Here is a 17,444-nt window from a genome sequence, read left to right as displayed (position 1 = left end):
CACTTGCTTGCCGCCAGGCTCGCCGCGGTGGGATAATCCCGCCAATCATGCGACTGGGGGAGTTGCCATGCGCACACCTACCCGAAAAACCCATCGCAGCAGAGACCTGGCGGTCGCCGTCACCTGGGGAGTGATCGTCGGATCCCTCTCGATCGCCTTGCCGGGTGCGGCTGACGCCGCCGAGCCCGTCGTCTCGCTCGTCTCACCGCAGGACGGAGCGACCGTCGGGACGAGCCCCGACCTGTCCGTCGCGGTGTCCGACGCGGACGGAGACGCCGCCGCGGTGACCTTCGAGGGTCGCCGGCAGGGGCTCACGGTTCCCAGTGAGACGGACGAGGACCCGTTCACCCTCGTCGTCCTGCCCGACACGCAGAACTACACCTACAACAACCGCTGGCCGACGATGAATCAGCAGTCGCAGTGGATCGTCGACAACAGCGATCGACTGGGCATCGCCTTCACGGTCCACGTCGGCGACCTCGTGAGCGAGTACACCAACCCCGCGCAGTGGGCGCTCACGTCGGCCGCCCTCGACATCCTGGATGACGCCAATCAGCCGAACTCCGTCGTGCCGGGCAATCACGACTTCAACAACGCGACAGGTGCGGTCGGCCCGTACGACACGTACTTCCCGGTGTCCCGCTACGCCCAGGCGGGCTGGAACACCGCGACCACGAAGTACGGCGGGTACCTCGGGCAGAACCAGTTCGGCCCCGATCCGATCGACCGCAAGAACTTCGACAACTACTCCCTCTTCACGGCGGGAGGCACCGACTTCCTCGTGCTCAACCTCGAGTGGGAGGCGCCGAGCTACGCGCTCGATTGGGCCGACCGCGTCCTCGATGCGCACCCGGACCGCACAGTCATCATGGTGACCCACAGCTTCCTGACCGTGTCGGGCAGTCGCTGGACCGGGACGCAGCGCCCGGGCGGCACGTCGCAGGCGTCGCTGTGGAACGACTTCGTCCGCACCCACTGCCAGATCCGCGTCGTGATCGCGGGGCATGAGCACAACGGCGACGACGGCGAGGCGGCGCGCACCGACCCGAACATGTGCGGCGATCCCGTGCACCAGCTCATGACCGATTACCAGGACCGCGCCAACGGGGGCGACGGCTGGCTGAGGTACTACACGTTCGATCCTGCGGCCAACACGATGACGGCGACGACCTACTCGCCGAAGCTCGACCGCTACGAGACGGACGCGAACTCGTCGTTCGTGCTGCCGTTCGAGCTGACGCCGCCGGTGCCCGCGCCCTTCCAGACGATCGGCACGGGGCCCGCCACCGGCGGTGTCGCGACAGTCAGGTGGAACAGCCTCGTCCCCGATTCGACGTACGAATGGCGCGCCGTGGTGCAGGCCGGGCCGGATACCGTCACCTCCCCCACCTACTCGCTGCGGACCGCCCCGGCCGTGCCGACGCTCTCCGACACCTTCACGCGGACGACGACCTCCGGCTGGGGGACCGCCGACACGGGGCAGGCCTGGGTGCCGTCCTCGAGCGCGTCATCCTTCTCGGTCGACGGCGCGAACGCACGCGTGACGACGTCGCCGGGTGCGGGACGCACCGTGGATGCGACGATCTTCCGTTCGACCGACCTCTCCGTGACGACGGAGGTCTCTCCCTCCGTCGTGCCTGGCGGCTCCGGCGCGTATGTGTCCTTGGTCGGCAGGGACCTCGGCGCCAGCGACTATCGCGCGACCCTCCAGCTCTCCTCGACGGCCACGGTCGTCACGCTGCGCCGCGTCGTCAACGGGACCGAGACGGTCCTCGGCACGCAGCGGGTCGGCAACGGCGTCGTCGCGGGCACGCCGATCAAGGTGCGCTTCGAGCTGAGCGGAACGGCGCCGACGACGTTGCGCACGAAGGTCTGGACGGGTGCGACCGAGCCCTCCGCGTGGTCGCTCAGCACCACCGACAGCACCGCGGCGCTCCAGGCCTCGGGCAGCGTCGGCGCCTACGTGTACCTCTCGGGCAGCGCCGGTGCGAACGTCACGATGTCGTTCCCGTCGTACCTCGCGGTCGGCGCGATCGGCACGCCGCCGCCCGTGAACCAGCCGCCCACCGCCGTCATCGGCACGCCCACGATCAGCGGCCGCACCGTCACCGTCAGCGGCTCGGGCTCCACCGACACCGACGGCACGATCGCGTCCTGGGCCTGGCAGTTCGGCGACGGCACCACCGCGACAGGCGCGAGCGCGACGCGCACGTACACCGCCGACGGCACCTACACGATCACCCTCACCGTCACCGACGACAAGGGCGCAACCAACACCACCACCCGCAGCGTCACCGTCGCCGCGCCCGTGAACCAGCCGCCCACCGCCGTCATCGGCACGCCCACGATCAGCGGCCGCACCGTCACCGTCAGCGGCTCGGGCTCCACCGACACCGACGGCACGATCGCGTCCTGGGCCTGGCAGTTCGGCGACGGCACCACTGCGACAGGCGCGAGCGCGACGCGCACGTACACCGCCGACGGCACCTACACCATCACCCTCACCGTCACCGACGACAAGGGCGCAACCAACACCACCACCCGCAGCGTCACCGTCGCCGCGCCCGTGAACCAGCCGCCCACCGCCGTCATCGGCACGCCCACGATCAGCGGCCGCACCGTCACCGTCAGCGGCTCGGGCTCCACCGACACCGACGGCACGATCGCGTCCTGGGCCTGGCAGTTCGGCGACGGCACCACCGCGACAGGCGCGAGCGCGACCCGCACGTACACCGCCGACGGCACCTACACGATCACGCTCACCGTCACCGACGACAAGGGCGCCACCAACACCACCACCCGCAGCGTCACCGTCGCGGCCACCCCGCCGCCCTCCGCGCTCGTCGCCGACGACTTCGGCCGGACGGTCGCGAACGGCTGGGGCACTGCCGACGTCGGAGGTGCGTGGACGGCGACGGGGACAGCATCCCGTTTCGCCGTCGGCAACGGAGTGGGCGAGCTGCGCCTGACGACGGCCGGCACCTCGGCCCAGGTGCAGGCTGCGGCCGCCCAGAACCTGTCGTCCGACGTGCGGCTCAACGTGGCGTGGGATCGCACGTCGGCCGCGGGAGCCCAGTACACCGTCATCTCGCCGCGCGCGGTGAGCTCGACGGCGGACTATCGCCTCAAGATCTACACGAGCGCGACGGTCCCGTATCTCGACCTCATCCGCCGGACGGGCGGAGTCGAGACCCTCATCAGCCGGACCGCTCTCAGCATTCGCATGACGACCCCCGGCACCTGGTACAGCGTGGCGGTGAGGGCGACGACGACGAACGGCGTGACGACCCTGTCCGCCAAGCTGTGGCCGAAGGGGACGCTGGAGCCCGTCACATGGCAGGCCACGGCGACGGACAGCACGGCCGCGCTGCAGTCCGCCGGCTCGATGCTCCTGTGGGCCTACATGTCGGGCAGCGCCACGGCGCCCGTGACGACGTCGTTCGACGACATCCGGCTCACGGCGGTCACGCCTTGAGCGCCCGGACGATCCGCCCTCCCTTTCGGGCCGAGACCGAGGTATCCTGACCGCTACAGACGCGGTGCTTGGGACGCCGCGGGATTCGCTTGGGGGGAATCATGACTGTGCGCATCGGCTATGCCGCGGGGGCCTTCGACCTGTTCCACGTCGGGCACCTGAACATCCTTCGACACGCAAAGGAGAACTGCGACTTCCTGATCGCGGGCGTCGTCAGCGACGAGATGCTGCGGCTCGTGAAGGGCGTCGAGCCGATCATTCCGACGTCTGAGCGCGTCGAGATCGTCCGGAGCATCACGTATGTCGACCGGGTCCATGTCGAGACGGTGCCGGACAAGCTCGAGACATGGCGCGAACTCCGCTTCACGCACTTCTTCAAGGGCGACGACTGGCGTGGCACCGAGAAGGGCGCGAGGCTCGAGCGCGAGTTCGGCGAGGTGGGCGTCGAAGTCGTCTACTTCCCCTACACGGTGCACACGTCCAGCTCGGCTCTCCGGCACGCCCTCGAGATCATGGCCGCGTCGCAGCATCGCACCGACGTGGCCGAAGAAGGCTACGCCGCCACGGGTGGCTGACGCGCAGCCGAGCGGGTCCGAGCTCGACGTGCGGCGTCGAGCCTCGCGATGCGGACGTCAGCGCAGCGCCACGATGATCCGCTGATCCTCGAGGACGAGGTCCGCGGGCTCGCCGGGCAGCGCCGTGAGCGAGCGTCGCTCGAGAGTCGTCCGGTCGAACGCGAGGACTGCAGCGGGACGCGCGGTCGCCACCCAGACGCGGTCCGCGGAGGCCGCCACGGCGACGGGGGTGCCGGGGAGCACGACCGTCGCGACGACGCGATCACCGTCCGCCGACGTCCCCCACAGCCGGTCATCGCCCTCCGTCACGGCCCACGCGATGCCGTCCGCGACGGCGAGGTCGACCGGAGTGCCTCGCAGCTCGGACGCCGCGGGAGCAAGGGAGCCGTCCAGACGCACAAGGGTGTCGGGCGAGCGCGTGAGCACCCACGCCTCACCCCCGTCCACGGCGAGCCGCACGGGAAGTCCCTCGACGGATGCCGGCTCGTTCCATCCCGCACCGGACGGCGCGTGCACGACTCCGCCGATCGTCGCGACCCACAGCCCGCTGTCATCCGCGGCGAGTGTCACCCGGCCCTCGGCATCCTCGGCCGCTGCGCGCGGCGGCTCGACTCGGCCATCGGCCACCGTCGCGACCTCACCGGTGAATCCGAGCGCGACATAGGCGACGTCGCCCTGCGCGGCGAGCGACGTCGGCGCGACCGGCAGTCCCGCTGCTCGTCCCGCCTCCGGGGTGTCGAGATCGACGAAGGCGACAGTCCGGTCCGCTTCCGACCGCACCCAGATCCGCCCCGCCGAGGTCTCGAGCTGCGCCGGCGAGCTCGACAGCGTCCGCGAGTCCGTGATCTCGCCCGTCGATGAGTCGAGGACGAGCAGCCCGCGCTCCGTGATCGGCGCGGTGGCCGTTCCGGTCCGACCGGGGCCCGCCGTCCACACCGCGGCGCCGGCCGCGATCACGACTGCCGCCGCGGCCAGCCCCCACGTGAGGGCGCGCCTCCGGTGCCTCCTCCCGGGGCGCAGCGACTCCTCGGCTGGCGGGACCGTCGCGATGTCCTCGGGGCGGCCGGCACTCTCGCCTTCGGCCGCATTCGCCAGCACGCGCTGCCGCGCGGCTGCGACGCGCGGCGACGGATCCATGCCGAGCTCGACGCCCAGTCGCTGCCGGAAGGCGTCCAGCACGGCGGCGCCGTCGGCGCCGCGGCCCAGGCCGGCGAGCGCGAGAGCGAGGAGCACGGCCCGCTCCTCGTCGAGCGGATCCTCGGCGACGGCCTCTCGCAGGGCCGGCACGGTCTCGCCCGCGCGGCCCTCGTCGATCAGGCGAGCCCACAGCCGGTCCTGCGTCGCCCTTCGCGCCGCGGCGGCACGCGCTCGGAGCGGCTCCAGGAAGGCGTGGCCTTCCGCGCCGAGGAGGGGCAGGCTCGACGCGTGCAGAGCCCAGCGCCACGCATCCACGTCGTCTCCCGACGTCGCGGCGAAGAAGCGGAGGAGGTCGACCTCCGACGGGGCGCAGTGCAGGCGGTACCCCTGCCGCACCGTCGAGATGGACGGACCGCCCACCTCGGCGAGCGCCCGGCGCAGAGCCGACATGTACGTGTGGACGAGGGGTCTCGCGGACGAGGGCGGGTCGTCCTCCCAGAGGGCGTCCACGATGGCGGTCACCGACACGGCTCGATCCGCCTCGACAGCGAGGACCGCGAGGAGCACCGCGGGCTTGCCCGACGGGAGCGGCGCGTCGCGGCCGTCGACCGTGCAGGCGACGCCGCCGAACAGGGTGATGATCGGCTCCGTCGCCATCTCTCCCCCGCCTTCGCGCTCCTCCATGCAGGTTATAGCGCTTCTGAAGGGCGACTGGAGGCGGTGGCGCGAGCCTCGAATCGCCGTCGACCGGCGACGGCCCGTCCAGAGGAGCCCCCCATGTCCACTTGCACCCGCCGACGCGGCATCCGTCTCGTGTCCGTCGCATCCGCCCTCGCACTCGCGCTCGCCTCGATCCCCGTCGCGGCCTCAGCGGGCGAGGTCGACGTCGTGCGCGCCTACCGGGAGGTGCCGGGCTCAGGCGTCTTCCACGTCTGCGCGGACGGCAGCCCCATCGCCTACGCGTCGCTCTCCCACCGTGACTACACGACGTGGTTTCGCGACGGCGTGCCCGTGCGAGAGCATCGGCACATCACTTTCGACGGCACGCTCACACGCGGAGAGGTCACCACGACGTACACCGGAGTCTGGAATCGCGACCAGGACCTCGTGACGGGCGAGCAGCGCATCACGGGCGGGCAGTTCCGCGTCGACGTTCCGAGCGGCGGCACGCTCGTGGGCGCCGGCGTCCGAGCCGAGGGCAACGAGTTCAAGGCGACCGGCGACCGGTTCCTGCGCGAGCTCTGCACGGCGCTGGGGGCCTGAGTTGCACGCGCGTGCAGTCGTCGCGACGGCCGTCTTGGCGGCCGTCGCCTGGGCGCTTCCGGCCTGCGCCGCCTCTCCGAGCGCGGCACCCGAGACGCCTCCCGCGCCCACGCCGCGGCAGGAGGAGACTCCGACATGGACGTCGTCGGTCCCGCTGCCCGACCTCGAGACGCTCCCGACCCGGGCGATCGCACTGACGGCGCACTCGGCACCGGCGGCGCTCGTGGCGACGCGGGGCGCGGTCTGGGTGCAGGCGCACCGCGCATCAGAGATCACGCGGATCGATGCTGCGACCGGCGCGATCACGGCGGTCATCGACACGGGCGGGCATCTCGGATGCGGGGATCTGACGGATGCTGCCGGGTCGGTGTGGCTCACGGGCTGCGAGATCACACCAGGCCTTGTCCGCATCGATCCCGCGTCATCGACCGTCGTGGAGACGGTCGACGTCGACGGCCTCGGGCCTGCCGAGCGGGACGGCGAGCTCTGGATCGGCGACTGGATATCGGGGACGGTCAACGTCCGCTCCTTCGGGTCCTCGACGCCGGCCGCGGAGCTCACGGCGGTGCCCGTTCCCGGGATGCTCGACACGGAAGGCGGCGTGGCCGTGGCCGCGGGAGCCCTCTGGACGGCGGACAAGAACGGCGCGATCGCCTACCGCATCGATCCGGTCGACGGATCCGTCGTCAAGGCCGTGCCGATGCCCGCCGAGCCGGATTCCGGCTACCTGATCTCGCATGACGACGCCGTCTGGTACACCGACCCCGCACACGGCCTCTTCGTGCGGATCGATCCCGACTCGGGCGAGACGCGCACGCTCGAGGTCCGGACCGAGCAGCCGAGCGAGTACTGGGGGATCGCCGCCTCGACAGCGCCCGGCGATCCCGGTCGGCTCTGGGTGCGCAGCGGCGACGACGAGGTGTGGCTCGTCGACACGCGTGAAGACGCCGTGCTCCGGCGCATCGCCGTCGCAGCAGGTGCCGGAGGAGACGTCCAGCAGGTCGGCGACACTCTGTGGGTCTCCGGCTTCGCCACCGACGAGGTCGAGATGATCTCGCTGACCGGCTGATCCGGGTCCGGCTGCACTGGGCGGCGTCAGAGCTCGCCGGGCGACATCGCCTCGGCGTCGAGCTCCTCGAGGAAGCTGCGGACTCCGCTCGGCTGCCCCGCCCGACGGGGCGCGTAGACGACGAGCGAGTGGAACACGAAGCGGACGACGAACGCGGCGACGAGCGTGATCGCAGCGGCGAGTACGGCCGACAGGTGCCACGACTCGACCATGAGCGCGAGCACGGGGATCCGGATGAGCGCCTCGGCGTTGTTGAAGGCGAACGACTTGGCGAAGCGCGACCAGACGCCGGACGCGTCCGCCGTCATGTCCTGGAAGACGAAGCGCTCCTGCAGAAGGAAGTTCCCGATGATCGTCGTCTCGGCCGCGACGACGGCGGCGACGATGTAGTCGACGCCCGCATGCGTCAGCGCCCACATGATGGCGAGGTTGACGACCGCGCCGAAGGCGCCGATGACGGCGAAGAGCGACATCTTGCCGAACCGCAGGGCGGTCAGCTGCGTCAGGAAGTGGAACCCCTGTCGCACGGAGGCCTTCGACTCCCCCGCGTGACGGGTCGCGAAGTCGAAGGGCACCTCGGCGACGCGGAGGGTCCTGCGGGCGAGGATCTCGAGCAGGATCTTGAAGCCGCGCGGCTGAAGGGTCGCGGTGTCGATCGCGCGCCGGTCGACGAGGAAGAACCCCGTCATGGGGTCGGAGACGTCCTTGAGGCGGATCGGGAACATCGCGCGGGTGAGGCCGGTCGACGCCTTGGACACCATGACCCGCGTGCTGTCGGCGAGTCCGCCGGACGTTCCGCCGCCGGCATACCTCGAAGCCACGACGAGGTCGACGTCGCCCTGCCGGAAGCGCCGCCAGAGCGCCGGGATCTCCTCCGGGGGGTGCTGCAGGTCGCCGTCCATCACGAGGCACGCATCCGCCTCGGCGGCGTCCATGCCCTCCAGGACGGCGCCGCCCAGCCCGCCGCGCCGGCGCGCACGGTGGATGAGGCGCACGGGGAGAGGGGCGGATGCGGCGATCCGGCGCACCTCGTCGGGAGTCGTGTCGGTGCTGTCGTCGACGAAGACGATCTCGGCCTCGATGCCCTCGGCGGCAGCCGCGATGCGGCGAACGAGCTCTCCGACATTGGGAGCCTCGTTGTAGGTCGGGACGATGATCGAGAGTTGCACTGCCGACCATCGTCGCATGCGGCCGCGAGCGGACGAAGCCCCTTGCGACATGCTGGGCGATCGCACAGGGAGCACCGTGACCCGCCCAGGATGCCGGCATCCGGTCTTCGTCCAGGATGCATGCGGGAGAATGGAAGGATGACTTCGACCTCGACCATCACGATGTTCGGCGCCGACTGGTGCCGCGACTGCCGTCGCACCAAGAGCCAGCTCGACGAGCTCGGCGTCGCGTACCAGTACGTCGATCTCATGCTCGACCCGAAGGCCGCCGACGTCGCGCGCGAGATCTCCGGCCGCACCAGCATCCCGGTCGTCGTGTACCCGGACTCGACTCACCACGTCGAGCCGTCGAACGCCGACGTCGAGTCGAAGCTGCGCGAGCTCGCCATCATCTGAGCTGCTCCCGGAGTACCCGGCCTGACGCAGGCCGGGACCCGCTCACTAGGCTGAAGCCGTGAGCGACGGCGTCCAAGGCAACACCCGGGCCATCGAGGGATCGGTCGTCACGGACTTCGCCGATCGCATGACGTACGGCGGGTACCTCGACCTCGAGACGCTCCTGTCGGCGCAGCGGCCCCTCAGCTCGCCCGAGCACCACGACGAGCTCCTCTTCATCGTCCAGCACCAGACGACCGAGCTCTGGCTCAAGCTCGTCCTGCACGAGCTCTCGGCCGCCTGCCGGCTGCTGCGCGAGGATCAGCTGGCACCGGCCCTCAAGTGCATCGCCCGCGTCAAGCACATCCAGCGCACGCTCACGGAGCAGTGGTCGGTGCTCGCGACGCTGACGCCCGCCGAGTACGCCCAGTTCCGCGGAGTGCTCGGCAACGCCAGCGGCTTCCAGTCGGCGCAGTACCGTGCGGTCGAGTTCACGCTCGGCAACAAGCACGCCGGCATGCTGCGGGTCTTCGAGTCGGACCCCACCGCGCACGCGCTCGTCACTGCGGCCCTGGAGGCGCCGAGCCTCTACGACGAGTTCCTGCGCCTGCTCGCCCGGTCGGGCTACCCGATCCCGCACGCGGTGCTCGAGCGGGACGTCACGAAGGCATGGACCTTCACCTCCGAGCTCGTGCCGATCTTCGCGGACATCTATGCGGATCCGGGCGCGCACTGGGCCGCGTACGAGACCTGCGAAGAGCTCGTCGACCTCGAGGACAACTTCCAGCTGTGGCGCTTCCGTCACCTGAAGACCGTCGAGCGCATCATCGGATTCAAGACCGGGACGGGTGGCTCCAGCGGGGTCCCCTTCCTCCAGCGGGCGCTCGAGCTGACGTTCTTCCCCGAACTGTTTGCAGTGCGCACAGAGATCGGGAGATGACGGATGCTGAACGCCGACCCCTTCGCCATCCGCGAGCTCCTCGGGCCCGACGCGGCGCCCGGCCGACGCGCCATCACGGGTGAGCACGGGATCGTCCTCCCCGCCTTCACCGACCACCACGTGCACCTGCACCTCCTCGAGGAGGACAGCCTGGCATCGCGCGGGATCGCGGGGGTCGTCGACCTGGGCGGCGACCCCGTCGCCCTCGCGCGCCGGTCCCGCGAAGGCTTCCCGCACGTCTCGCACGCCGGCGCGTTCCTCACGGCACCCGGCGGCTACCCGGTCGGGCGTCCGTGGGCACCCGACGCCATCAGCCGCGAGATCTCGGATCCCTCGATCCACCCGGGCGTCCCGGGCGGTGTCGCAACGGCGGTCGACGAGCAGGCGGCGTGCGGAGCATCCGTCATCAAGGTCAGCCTCAACGCCGCGACGGGACCCGTCCTCGATCCCGAGACGCTCGGGGCCGTCGTCGCCTGCGCGCGGGAGCGCGGGCTGCCCGTCGTCGCGCACGTCGAGGGCGAGGGGATGACGCGGCGAGCGCTCGACGCCGAGCTCGACGTCCTGTCGCACACGCCGTTCAGCGAATGGCTCGACGGCGCCTCGATCGCACGTGCCGTCGCGCTCGGGCAGCGGTGGATCTCGACGCTCGCGATCCACGACGGCGTCGACCGCGAGCGCGCCGAGATCAATCTCGCGACCTTCGCGCGGGCGGGCGGACGCGTCCTGTACGGCACCGACCTCGGCAACGGCGACCGCCCCGTCGGCATCCAGGTGCCCGAGCTCGCGGCACTCGACGCCGCGGGTGTCCGAGGGCCCGCTCTGATCGACGCGCTCGCCGACCCGTGGCCGATGGATGCCGCGACCCACGCCGTCGCGACGTTCGTGCCGGGCGATCCGCCTGCGGCGCTCGACGACGTGCCGGCCTGGCTCGGCGGCGCGACCGTCGTTCCTGCCGACGAGATCGCGCGCGATGAGCACTGACGCGGCGGCGCTCGCCCGCGAGGCGCTCGCGGCCGAGGCATCCCGTCTCGATGCCGCAGATGCGCTGCGCGGCCGTCGCGACGAGTTCGTCGGCTCGGACACGCCGCTCGTCTACTTCGACGGCAACTCCCTCGGACGGCCGCCCCGCGCCGCCGCGGCGCGGCTGGAGTCCTTCGTCCGCGAGGAATGGGGCGGGCGCCTCATCCGCGCGTGGGACGAGGCGTGGATGGACCTGCCCTTCGCGATCGGCGACACGATCGGCCGCGCCGTCATCGGCGCCGCGCCGGGGCAGACGGTGATCGGCGACTCGACGACGGTCCTCCTCTACAAGCTCGTGCGCGCCGCCTTCGACGCGCAGCACGCGGCCGACCCCGCCCGGGTCGAGATCGTCGTCGACCGCGACAACTTCCCCACCGACCGCTACCTCGTCGAGGGCATCGCCGCCGAGCGGGGCGGTCGCGTGCGCTGGATCGACGTCGACCTCAGTCGAGGCGTCGACGCCGCTTCCCTCTCCGAGGCGGTGGGGCCGCAGACCGCCGTCGTCGTGCTGAGCCACGTCGCCTACCGCTCGGGCTATCTGGCGGATGCCGAATCCCTCACCCGCGTCGCGCACGACGCGGGGGCGCTCATGCTGTGGGACCTGTGCCACTCCGCCGGGTCGGTGCCCGTCGAGACCGACGCGTGGGGCTTCGACCTCGCCGTCGGCTGCACGTACAAGTACCTCAACGGCGGCCCGGGCTCCCCGGCGTTCGCGTACGTCGCAGCGCGGCATCAGGACGCGCTCGCGCAGCCGATCCAGGGGTGGATGGGCGCCGCCGACGTCTTCGCGATGGGCCCCGAATACCGGCCGGCGGAGGGGATGCGGCGGTTCCTGTCCGGGACGCCGCCCGTGCTCGGGATGCTCGCGATGCAGGACACGATCGCGATGATCGAGGATGCCGGCATCCGGGCGATCCGCGACAAGTCGATCCAGCTCACCGAGTTCGCGGTGCGATGCGCCGATGACCTCCTCGCGCCGCTCGGCGTGGAGGTCGCCTCGCCGCGCGATCCGGCCGAGCGCGGCGGGCATGTGACGCTGTCGCATCCAGCGATGCGCGAGGCGACGGCGCGACTGTGGGCGCAGGACGTCATCCCGGACTACCGCGACCCGCACGGCCTGCGGATCGGGCTGTCGCCGCTGTCGACGAACTTCGCCGAGGTGCTCGAGGGAATGCTGGCCGTCGAGCGTGTGCTGCGGGAACTCGCCGCAGACTCCTGACGACCGCTGAAGTGTGCGTCGGGTCCAGGGCGTTTCGTCTCGGTCGCTTCGCTCCCTCGCTCAACGACCGAGGACTTCCGGTCGTTGAGTGAGCGAAGCGAGACGAAACGCGATCCACACCCCGACCGACCGGAACTCGGCGTCCGCTTACACTGACGCGATGAGCATCGACGCTCCCACCTCGTCACCCGCCCGCCTGAAATCCGGAGTCATCGGGCGGTACGCCATCGGCTCGCTCGGAACCGGCGGCTTCGCGACGCTGCCCGGCCTCGTGCTGACCTACTACCTGACCGATTCCCTCGGTGTCGCGGCCCTCGCGGCGGGCGCCGTCATCACAGTGGCCAAGGTGTGGGATGTCGTGATCGACCCCGTCATCGGCGCGCTGACCGACCGCGACCTGGCGCGTCACGGCTCGCGACGCCGGCTCATGCTCGTGGGCGCCCTCAGCCTTCCGGTGCTGTTCGCGCTGACGTTCGCCGTGCCGCCCGCTCTGGGCCCCGTCGTCGGGGCGCTGTGGGTGCTCCTCGCGTTCACGCTCACCGCGACTGCCTTCAGCCTCTTCCAGGTCCCGTACATCGCGCTGCCGGCCGAGCTCACGCCCAGCTACGACGAGCGCACGCGCCTGCTCACGTGGCGGGTCGTCGTCCTGACGCTCGCGATCCTGCTGTTCGGCGCCGGCGGGCCGGCGCTGCGCCGCACGACCGACGACCCGGTCCTGGGCTACCTCGTGATGGGCGTGGTCGCGGGCGTCGTGATCGCGATCGGCATGCTCATCGCGACCACCGTCGCGAAGAGGGGCCGAGCCGGGGATGCCGCACGCAGCGGCCGCGACGGGCTCGCGTTCGACCCCTCGACAAGCTCGGGGACCGGATCCGAAGGCCCGGGGATCCGAGGCGAGGACGAGGCGGAGGTCCGGGACGGGCTCGAGGCCCTCGCCGAGCCGGCGCCGCGGGGCGGCATCCGCGAGCACTTCTCGGCCGGCATCCGTGCCCTCCGCCGGAGCGCACCGTTCCGCGCCCTGCTCGGCACGTTCGTCCTGCAGGCCCTCGCGACGGGGCTCATGCTCGCCGGCGCGCAGTACGTCGCGACCTGGGTGCTGCACTCCGAGGCGGCCGTCGAGCTCCTCTTCGTCGCGCTCATCGCCCCCGCACTGTTCGCCGCGCCCGCGTGGGGCGTCATCGCGCGTCGCCTGGGCAAGGAGCGCGCCTTCGCTATCGCGAGCAGCGTCTTCGCGATCGCCGCGGTCTCGATCGTCGGCGTCCTGTGGGCACCCGGCGAGTGGATCTACGTCCCGGTCGGGCTCGCGGGCATCGCGTACGCGGGCATGCAGTCGCTGCCGATGGCGATGCTCCCCGACGTCATCTCGCACGACGAGCGGACGAACGGCCCGGGCCAGGCCGGCTCGTTCAGCGGCGTGTGGACGGCCGGCGAAACCGTCGGCTTCGCGCTCGGCGCGACCGCACTCGCACTCATCCTCGCCGTGACGGGGTACGTCTCGTCGACGGCGGGTCAGCTCGTCGAGCAGCCGGATGCCGCGATCGCCGGCATCGTCGTGAGCTTCAGCGTCGCGCCGGCGGCCCTCATCGTCCTGAGCCTGGTGACCCTCGCCCGCTACCGCCTGCGCCGCGCCGACATCGACGCCGCGACCGGGTAGCGCAGACCTGCGTGAACCGTGCGACGCAGTAGCGCCGACTCCGGAACGGAGTCCCACGCCGCACCCAGGCTCGAGACGTAGGCTTGAGCCACCCCGCCCGAAGGAGAGCGTCCGTGCCGCCCACCGCCAAGACTTCCGCCCCGGCCCGTCCTGCCGCCGCCCCCGAGTCCGCGCCCGTCCTCGAGGCCGCGATCTCGGACCTCAAGGCGGGTGCGACCACGTGGTCGCACGTGACGCTCGGGCAGCGCGCGCGGCTCCTCGAGCGGGTCCGCGCGACCGTCGTCGCCGTCGCCGAGGAGTGGGCCGAGACGGCCGTCGCGTCGAAGGGCCTCACGCCTGATCATCCGCTCCGCGGGGAGGAATGGCTGGGCGGTCCGTACGCGATGCTCACGGCGCTCGACGCGTACCGTCGCGCGCTGCTGAAGCTCGAGAAGGGCGGGAGCCCTCTCGACGGAGTGAAGACGGATGCCGCTCCCGGAGGTCGCGTGCGCGTCCACGCCTTCCCGCTCGACGCCATGGACGGGCTCCTGCTGTCGGGGCACACGGGCGAGGTGTGGCTCGAGCCGGGCGTCACCGAGGCGGAGGCCACCCGCGCCGCGGGTCTCGCCCAGCTCTCCCCCGGGGCCTCTGGGGGCGTCGGCCTCGTCCTCGGCGCGGGAAACGTGACCTCGATCCCCGTCCTCGACGTGCTGTACGAGCTCATCGCACACAACCGCGTCTCGATCCTCAAGGTCAACCCGACGCAGGACCCCCTCGTGCCCGTCTTCGAGCGGGCCCTGGCGCCCCTCCTCGAACTGGGCTTCGTCCGCATCGTGACGGGCGGCGGCGACGTCGGCGCGTACCTCACCGAGCACCCCGGGATCGACAACGTGCACATCACGGGCGCCGCGGCGACCTTCGACACGATCGTCTGGGGGCCCTCGCGCGGAGCCGGAGCGGCCCAGACCGAGCGGCGCCGCCGCGAGGACCGTCCACGGCTGAAGAAGCCCATCACCGCCGAGCTCGGCGGGGTCTCCCCGATCATCGTCGTCCCCGGCCGGTGGACCGACGCCGACATCGCGTACCACGCGGAGCACATCGCGACGATGCGCCTTCAGAACAGCGGGTCGAACTGCATCGCCGGCCAGGTGGTGGTCCTCAGCTCGGACTGGCCGCAGCGCGAGCAGTTCACGGCCGCGCTCGAGGCGGCGTACTCGGCAGCCCCCGCGCGCCCCGTGTGGTACCCGCGAAGTGACGAGAAGCTCGCGGCGGCAGCATCCGACTATCCCTCTGCGCTGTGGTTCGCCGATGGAACCCGCGCGCTCGTCGAGCTCGGCGCGGATGCCGACGCGACGGCGCTCGAGCGGACGGAGTACTTCTCCCCCGTGCTCGGCGTCGTCGAGGTGCCGGGGCTCGGCCAGGAGTTCCTCGACGGCGCCGTCGCGCACGCCAACGACCGGCTCACCGGAACGCTCGGCGCCAACGTCCTGATCGACCCCGTGACGCAGGAGGCGCTCGGCGACGGCTTCGAGCGCGCGATCGCAGACCTCCGCTACGGCGCGGTCGCGATCAACACGTGGACCGCGTTCGTGTACATGCAGCCCACGCTCACGTGGGGCGGATTCCCCGGTGCGACCCTCGCAGAGGTGGGCAGCGGGCTGGGCGTCGTCCACAACGCCCTTCTCCTCGACCGCGTGGAGCGGTCGGTCGCACGCGGACCCTTCCGGCCTTTCCCGCGATCGGCGAGCGCGATCGGGCGTCCCGGGATCTTCTCCGTCCTGCCGAAGCCGCCGTGGTTCGTCGGCGCCCGCACGGGGGCCGCCGTGTGCGAGGGGTTCACGCGCTTCCAGATGCACCACGACTACGCGGGCCTCGGCAAGACGCTCCTGCAGGCGCTGCGGGCATGACGCGCCGCACCGGCGGCCTCGACGCCGATTACATCGTCGTGGGCGCAGGGTCCGCCGGTGCCGCCCTCGCGGCCCGGCTGAGCGAGGACCCGTCGGTCTCGGTGCTGCTCCTCGAGGCGGGCGGTCCCGACAAGGCGCCGCAGCTGCACATCCCCGCGGCCTTCAAGGCGCTCTTCCGCGGCGAGTACGACTGGTCGTACGACACGGTTCCACAGCCCGAGCTCGAGGGCCGGACGATCTACTGGCCGCGCGGCAAGACCCTCGGCGGGTCGTCGTCGCTCAACGCCATGATGTGGATCCGCGGCTTCGCGGCGGACTACGACGAATGGGCGGATGCTGCCGGCCCGGAGTGGTCGTGGGACGCCCTCGTGCCGTACTTCCTGCGCGTGGAGCGCACGACCGATCCCGCCGATCCGACGCAGGGCGTCGACGGGCCGCAGAGCGTCGAGCATCAGAGGGATCCGCGCCCGCACACGCAGGCCTTCCTCGACGCCGCGAGGGAGCTGGGGCACGCGCTCACACCGCCGAATCTGCCGAGCGGCGGGGGCTTCGCGCAGACGATGGTGTCGCAGAAGCGCGGGGCGCGCGCGTCGACGGCCGATGCGTATCTGCGTCCGGCGTCGTCGCGCAGGAATCTGCGCGTCGTGACGAACGCGCTCGTGCGACGCGTGACGTTCGAGCGTTCGGCTTCGGCCGCCCGCGGGTCAGGTGCGGCTCCGCGCGCGACGGGCGTCTACGTCGAGATCGACGGCATCCCGCGTCAGGCGATCGCACGCCGCGAGGTCATCCTCGCCGGCGGTGCCGTCAACACGCCGCAGCTGCTCATGCTCAGCGGCATCGGGCCCGCGGAGCATCTCGCGGCGCACAGCATCCCGATCCTCGTCGACAGTCCCGACGTCGGCTCCAACCTGCAGGACCACCTCGTCGCGGGACTCGCACCGGCCGCCAAGGGCGGGACCCTCTACGGGGCCGAGCGGATCGGCGAGCTCGCACGCTACCTCGCGACGCGCAAGGGCATGCTGACCTCGAACGTCGGCGAGGCGCACGGCTTCGTCCGGACCGCCGTCGCCGATCGGACGGGCGTGCCCGGGGGGCTCCCCGACATCGAGATCCTGTTCGCACCGGGCCCGTACGTCGGAGAAGGCCTCGTGCCGCTGCCCGCCGAAGGCCTCACGGTCGCCGCGATCCTGCTGCGGCCGCACAGCCGCGGCACGATCCGCCTCGCGTCGGCCGATCCGACGGAGAAGGCCGTCATCGACCCGGGGTACCTCACCGACCCCGACGGCCTCGACGCGGCGACGCTTCGCGCGGGCATCGCCGAGTGCGAGCGGCTCATCGCGACCGCGGCGCTCGGCGCCGTCATGACGGGCGGCTGGGTGCTGCCCGAGAACGGCGAGCGAATGAGCGCCGGCGAGCGCGCCGAGCTGTCGCTGCGCCGTTACTCGCACACGCTGTACCACCCGGTCGGCACGGCGCGGATGGGGACGGATACCGCGTCCGTCGTCGATCCCGAGCTGCGCGTGCGCGGGGTCGACGGCCTGCGGGTGGCCGACGCCTCCGTCATCCCGACGATCATCCGCGGCCACACGAACGCTCCCGCGATCGTCATCGGTGAGCGGGCGGCGGACCTCATCCGAGGCGACTCCCCCGGTCGTTGAGCGA

Annotated in this window: 13 protein-coding genes; 11 read left to right on the top strand and 2 right to left on the bottom strand. The window is 71.7% G+C overall.

All coding sequences use genetic code 11. The features are described 5' to 3' along the window. Nucleotides 1-67: 67 nt before the first annotated feature. Nucleotides 68-3,475 (top strand): PKD domain-containing protein, encoded by a 3,408-nt coding sequence (locus ABZ477_RS09785; RefSeq protein ID WP_360131616.1) that lies wholly within the window; start codon nt 68-70, stop codon nt 3,473-3,475. Nucleotides 3,476-3,576: 101 nt separating this feature from the next. After that, nucleotides 3,577-4,050: an adenylyltransferase/cytidyltransferase family protein gene (locus tag ABZ477_RS09780; RefSeq protein WP_360131613.1), complete on the top strand. Its 474-nt coding sequence runs from the start codon at nt 3,577-3,579 to the stop codon at nt 4,048-4,050. A 57-nt stretch (nt 4,051-4,107) separates the two neighbouring features. On the opposite strand, the gene ABZ477_RS09775 is transcribed toward ABZ477_RS09780, so the two are convergent. Continuing rightward, complete coding sequence (locus ABZ477_RS09775) at nt 4,108-5,844, bottom strand: BTAD domain-containing putative transcriptional regulator (protein ID WP_360131610.1); 1,737 nt, start codon at nt 5,842-5,844, stop codon at nt 4,108-4,110. A 120-nt stretch (nt 5,845-5,964) separates the two neighbouring features. Between ABZ477_RS09775 and ABZ477_RS09770 the strand changes: the two genes are divergently transcribed. Both ABZ477_RS09770 and ABZ477_RS09765 read left to right on the top strand, forming a co-directional pair. Then, entirely contained in the window at nt 5,965-6,450 is a 486-nt protein-coding gene (locus ABZ477_RS09770) for a hypothetical protein (protein ID WP_360131607.1), read from the top strand. A 1-nt stretch (nt 6,451) separates the two neighbouring features. Beyond that, entirely contained in the window at nt 6,452-7,519 is a 1,068-nt protein-coding gene (locus tag ABZ477_RS09765; protein ID WP_360131604.1) for a hypothetical protein, read from the top strand. A gap of 26 nt (nt 7,520-7,545) precedes the next feature. On the opposite strand, the gene ABZ477_RS09760 is transcribed toward ABZ477_RS09765, so the two are convergent. Beyond that, on the bottom strand, nt 7,546-8,688 hold the full coding sequence (locus ABZ477_RS09760; protein ID WP_360131601.1) for a glycosyltransferase: 1,143 nt from the start codon (nt 8,686-8,688) through the stop codon (nt 7,546-7,548). A 138-nt stretch (nt 8,689-8,826) separates the two neighbouring features. Between ABZ477_RS09760 and ABZ477_RS09755 the strand changes: the two genes are divergently transcribed. The 7 genes from ABZ477_RS09755 (at nt 8,827) to ABZ477_RS09725 (ending at nt 17,440) form a co-directional block, all read left to right on the top strand. Next, on the top strand, nt 8,827-9,084 hold the full coding sequence (locus tag ABZ477_RS09755) for a glutaredoxin domain-containing protein (protein ID WP_360131598.1): 258 nt from the start codon (nt 8,827-8,829) through the stop codon (nt 9,082-9,084). A 58-nt stretch (nt 9,085-9,142) separates the two neighbouring features. Continuing rightward, a complete protein-coding gene (gene kynA, locus ABZ477_RS09750) occupies nt 9,143-10,003 on the top strand; it encodes a tryptophan 2,3-dioxygenase (protein WP_360131595.1) in 861 nt (286 codons plus the stop codon). Nucleotides 10,004-10,006: 3 nt separating this feature from the next. Then, nucleotides 10,007-10,984: a hypothetical protein gene (locus ABZ477_RS09745; protein ID WP_360131592.1), complete on the top strand. Its 978-nt coding sequence runs from the start codon at nt 10,007-10,009 to the stop codon at nt 10,982-10,984. Continuing rightward, nucleotides 10,974-12,242, top strand: coding sequence for an aminotransferase class V-fold PLP-dependent enzyme (locus ABZ477_RS09740; protein ID WP_360131589.1), 1,269 nt, complete (start codon nt 10,974-10,976; stop codon nt 12,240-12,242). The genes ABZ477_RS09745 and ABZ477_RS09740 overlap by 11 nt, the downstream gene beginning before the upstream one ends. A 160-nt stretch (nt 12,243-12,402) precedes the next feature. Then, entirely contained in the window at nt 12,403-13,896 is a 1,494-nt protein-coding gene (locus tag ABZ477_RS09735) for an MFS transporter (RefSeq protein ID WP_360131586.1), read from the top strand. Between the two features lie 113 nt (nt 13,897-14,009). Beyond that, nucleotides 14,010-15,782, top strand: a complete 1,773-nt coding sequence (locus ABZ477_RS09730; protein WP_360131583.1) for an aldehyde dehydrogenase family protein — start codon at nt 14,010-14,012, stop codon at nt 15,780-15,782. Next, nucleotides 15,779-17,440, top strand: a complete 1,662-nt coding sequence (locus tag ABZ477_RS09725) for a GMC family oxidoreductase N-terminal domain-containing protein (protein ID WP_360131580.1) — start codon at nt 15,779-15,781, stop codon at nt 17,438-17,440. Before ABZ477_RS09730 ends, ABZ477_RS09725 begins: the two co-directional genes overlap by 4 nt. The last annotated feature ends 4 nt before the right edge of the window (nt 17,441-17,444 follow it).

It is taken from the genome of Microbacterium sp. NPDC019599, from assembly GCF_040632175.1.
GTDB lineage: Bacteria > Actinomycetota > Actinomycetes > Actinomycetales > Microbacteriaceae > Microbacterium.
Note: the sequence above shows the minus strand (reverse complement) of the source record. Positions and strands in the feature narration are given on the sequence as shown.

Bases quoted from the DNA above. Each gene is read 5' to 3' on its own strand.
- ABZ477_RS09775 (WP_360131610.1), bottom strand. From the start codon at position 5,844: ATGGCGACGGAGCCGATCATCACCCTGTTCGGCGGCGTCGCCTGCACG.
- ABZ477_RS09740 (WP_360131589.1), top strand. From the start codon at position 10,974: ATGAGCACTGACGCGGCGGCGCTCGCCCGCGAGGCGCTCGCGGCCGAG.
- ABZ477_RS09725 (WP_360131580.1), top strand. From the start codon at position 15,779: ATGACGCGCCGCACCGGCGGCCTCGACGCCGATTACATCGTCGTGGGC.
- ABZ477_RS09770 (WP_360131607.1), top strand. From the start codon at position 5,965: ATGTCCACTTGCACCCGCCGACGCGGCATCCGTCTCGTGTCCGTCGCA.
- ABZ477_RS09785 (WP_360131616.1), top strand. From the start codon at position 68: ATGCGCACACCTACCCGAAAAACCCATCGCAGCAGAGACCTGGCGGTC.
- ABZ477_RS09745 (WP_360131592.1), top strand. From the start codon at position 10,007: ATGCTGAACGCCGACCCCTTCGCCATCCGCGAGCTCCTCGGGCCCGAC.
- ABZ477_RS09755 (WP_360131598.1), top strand. From the start codon at position 8,827: ATGACTTCGACCTCGACCATCACGATGTTCGGCGCCGACTGGTGCCGC.
- ABZ477_RS09735 (WP_360131586.1), top strand. From the start codon at position 12,403: ATGAGCATCGACGCTCCCACCTCGTCACCCGCCCGCCTGAAATCCGGA.
- ABZ477_RS09780 (WP_360131613.1), top strand. From the start codon at position 3,577: ATGACTGTGCGCATCGGCTATGCCGCGGGGGCCTTCGACCTGTTCCAC.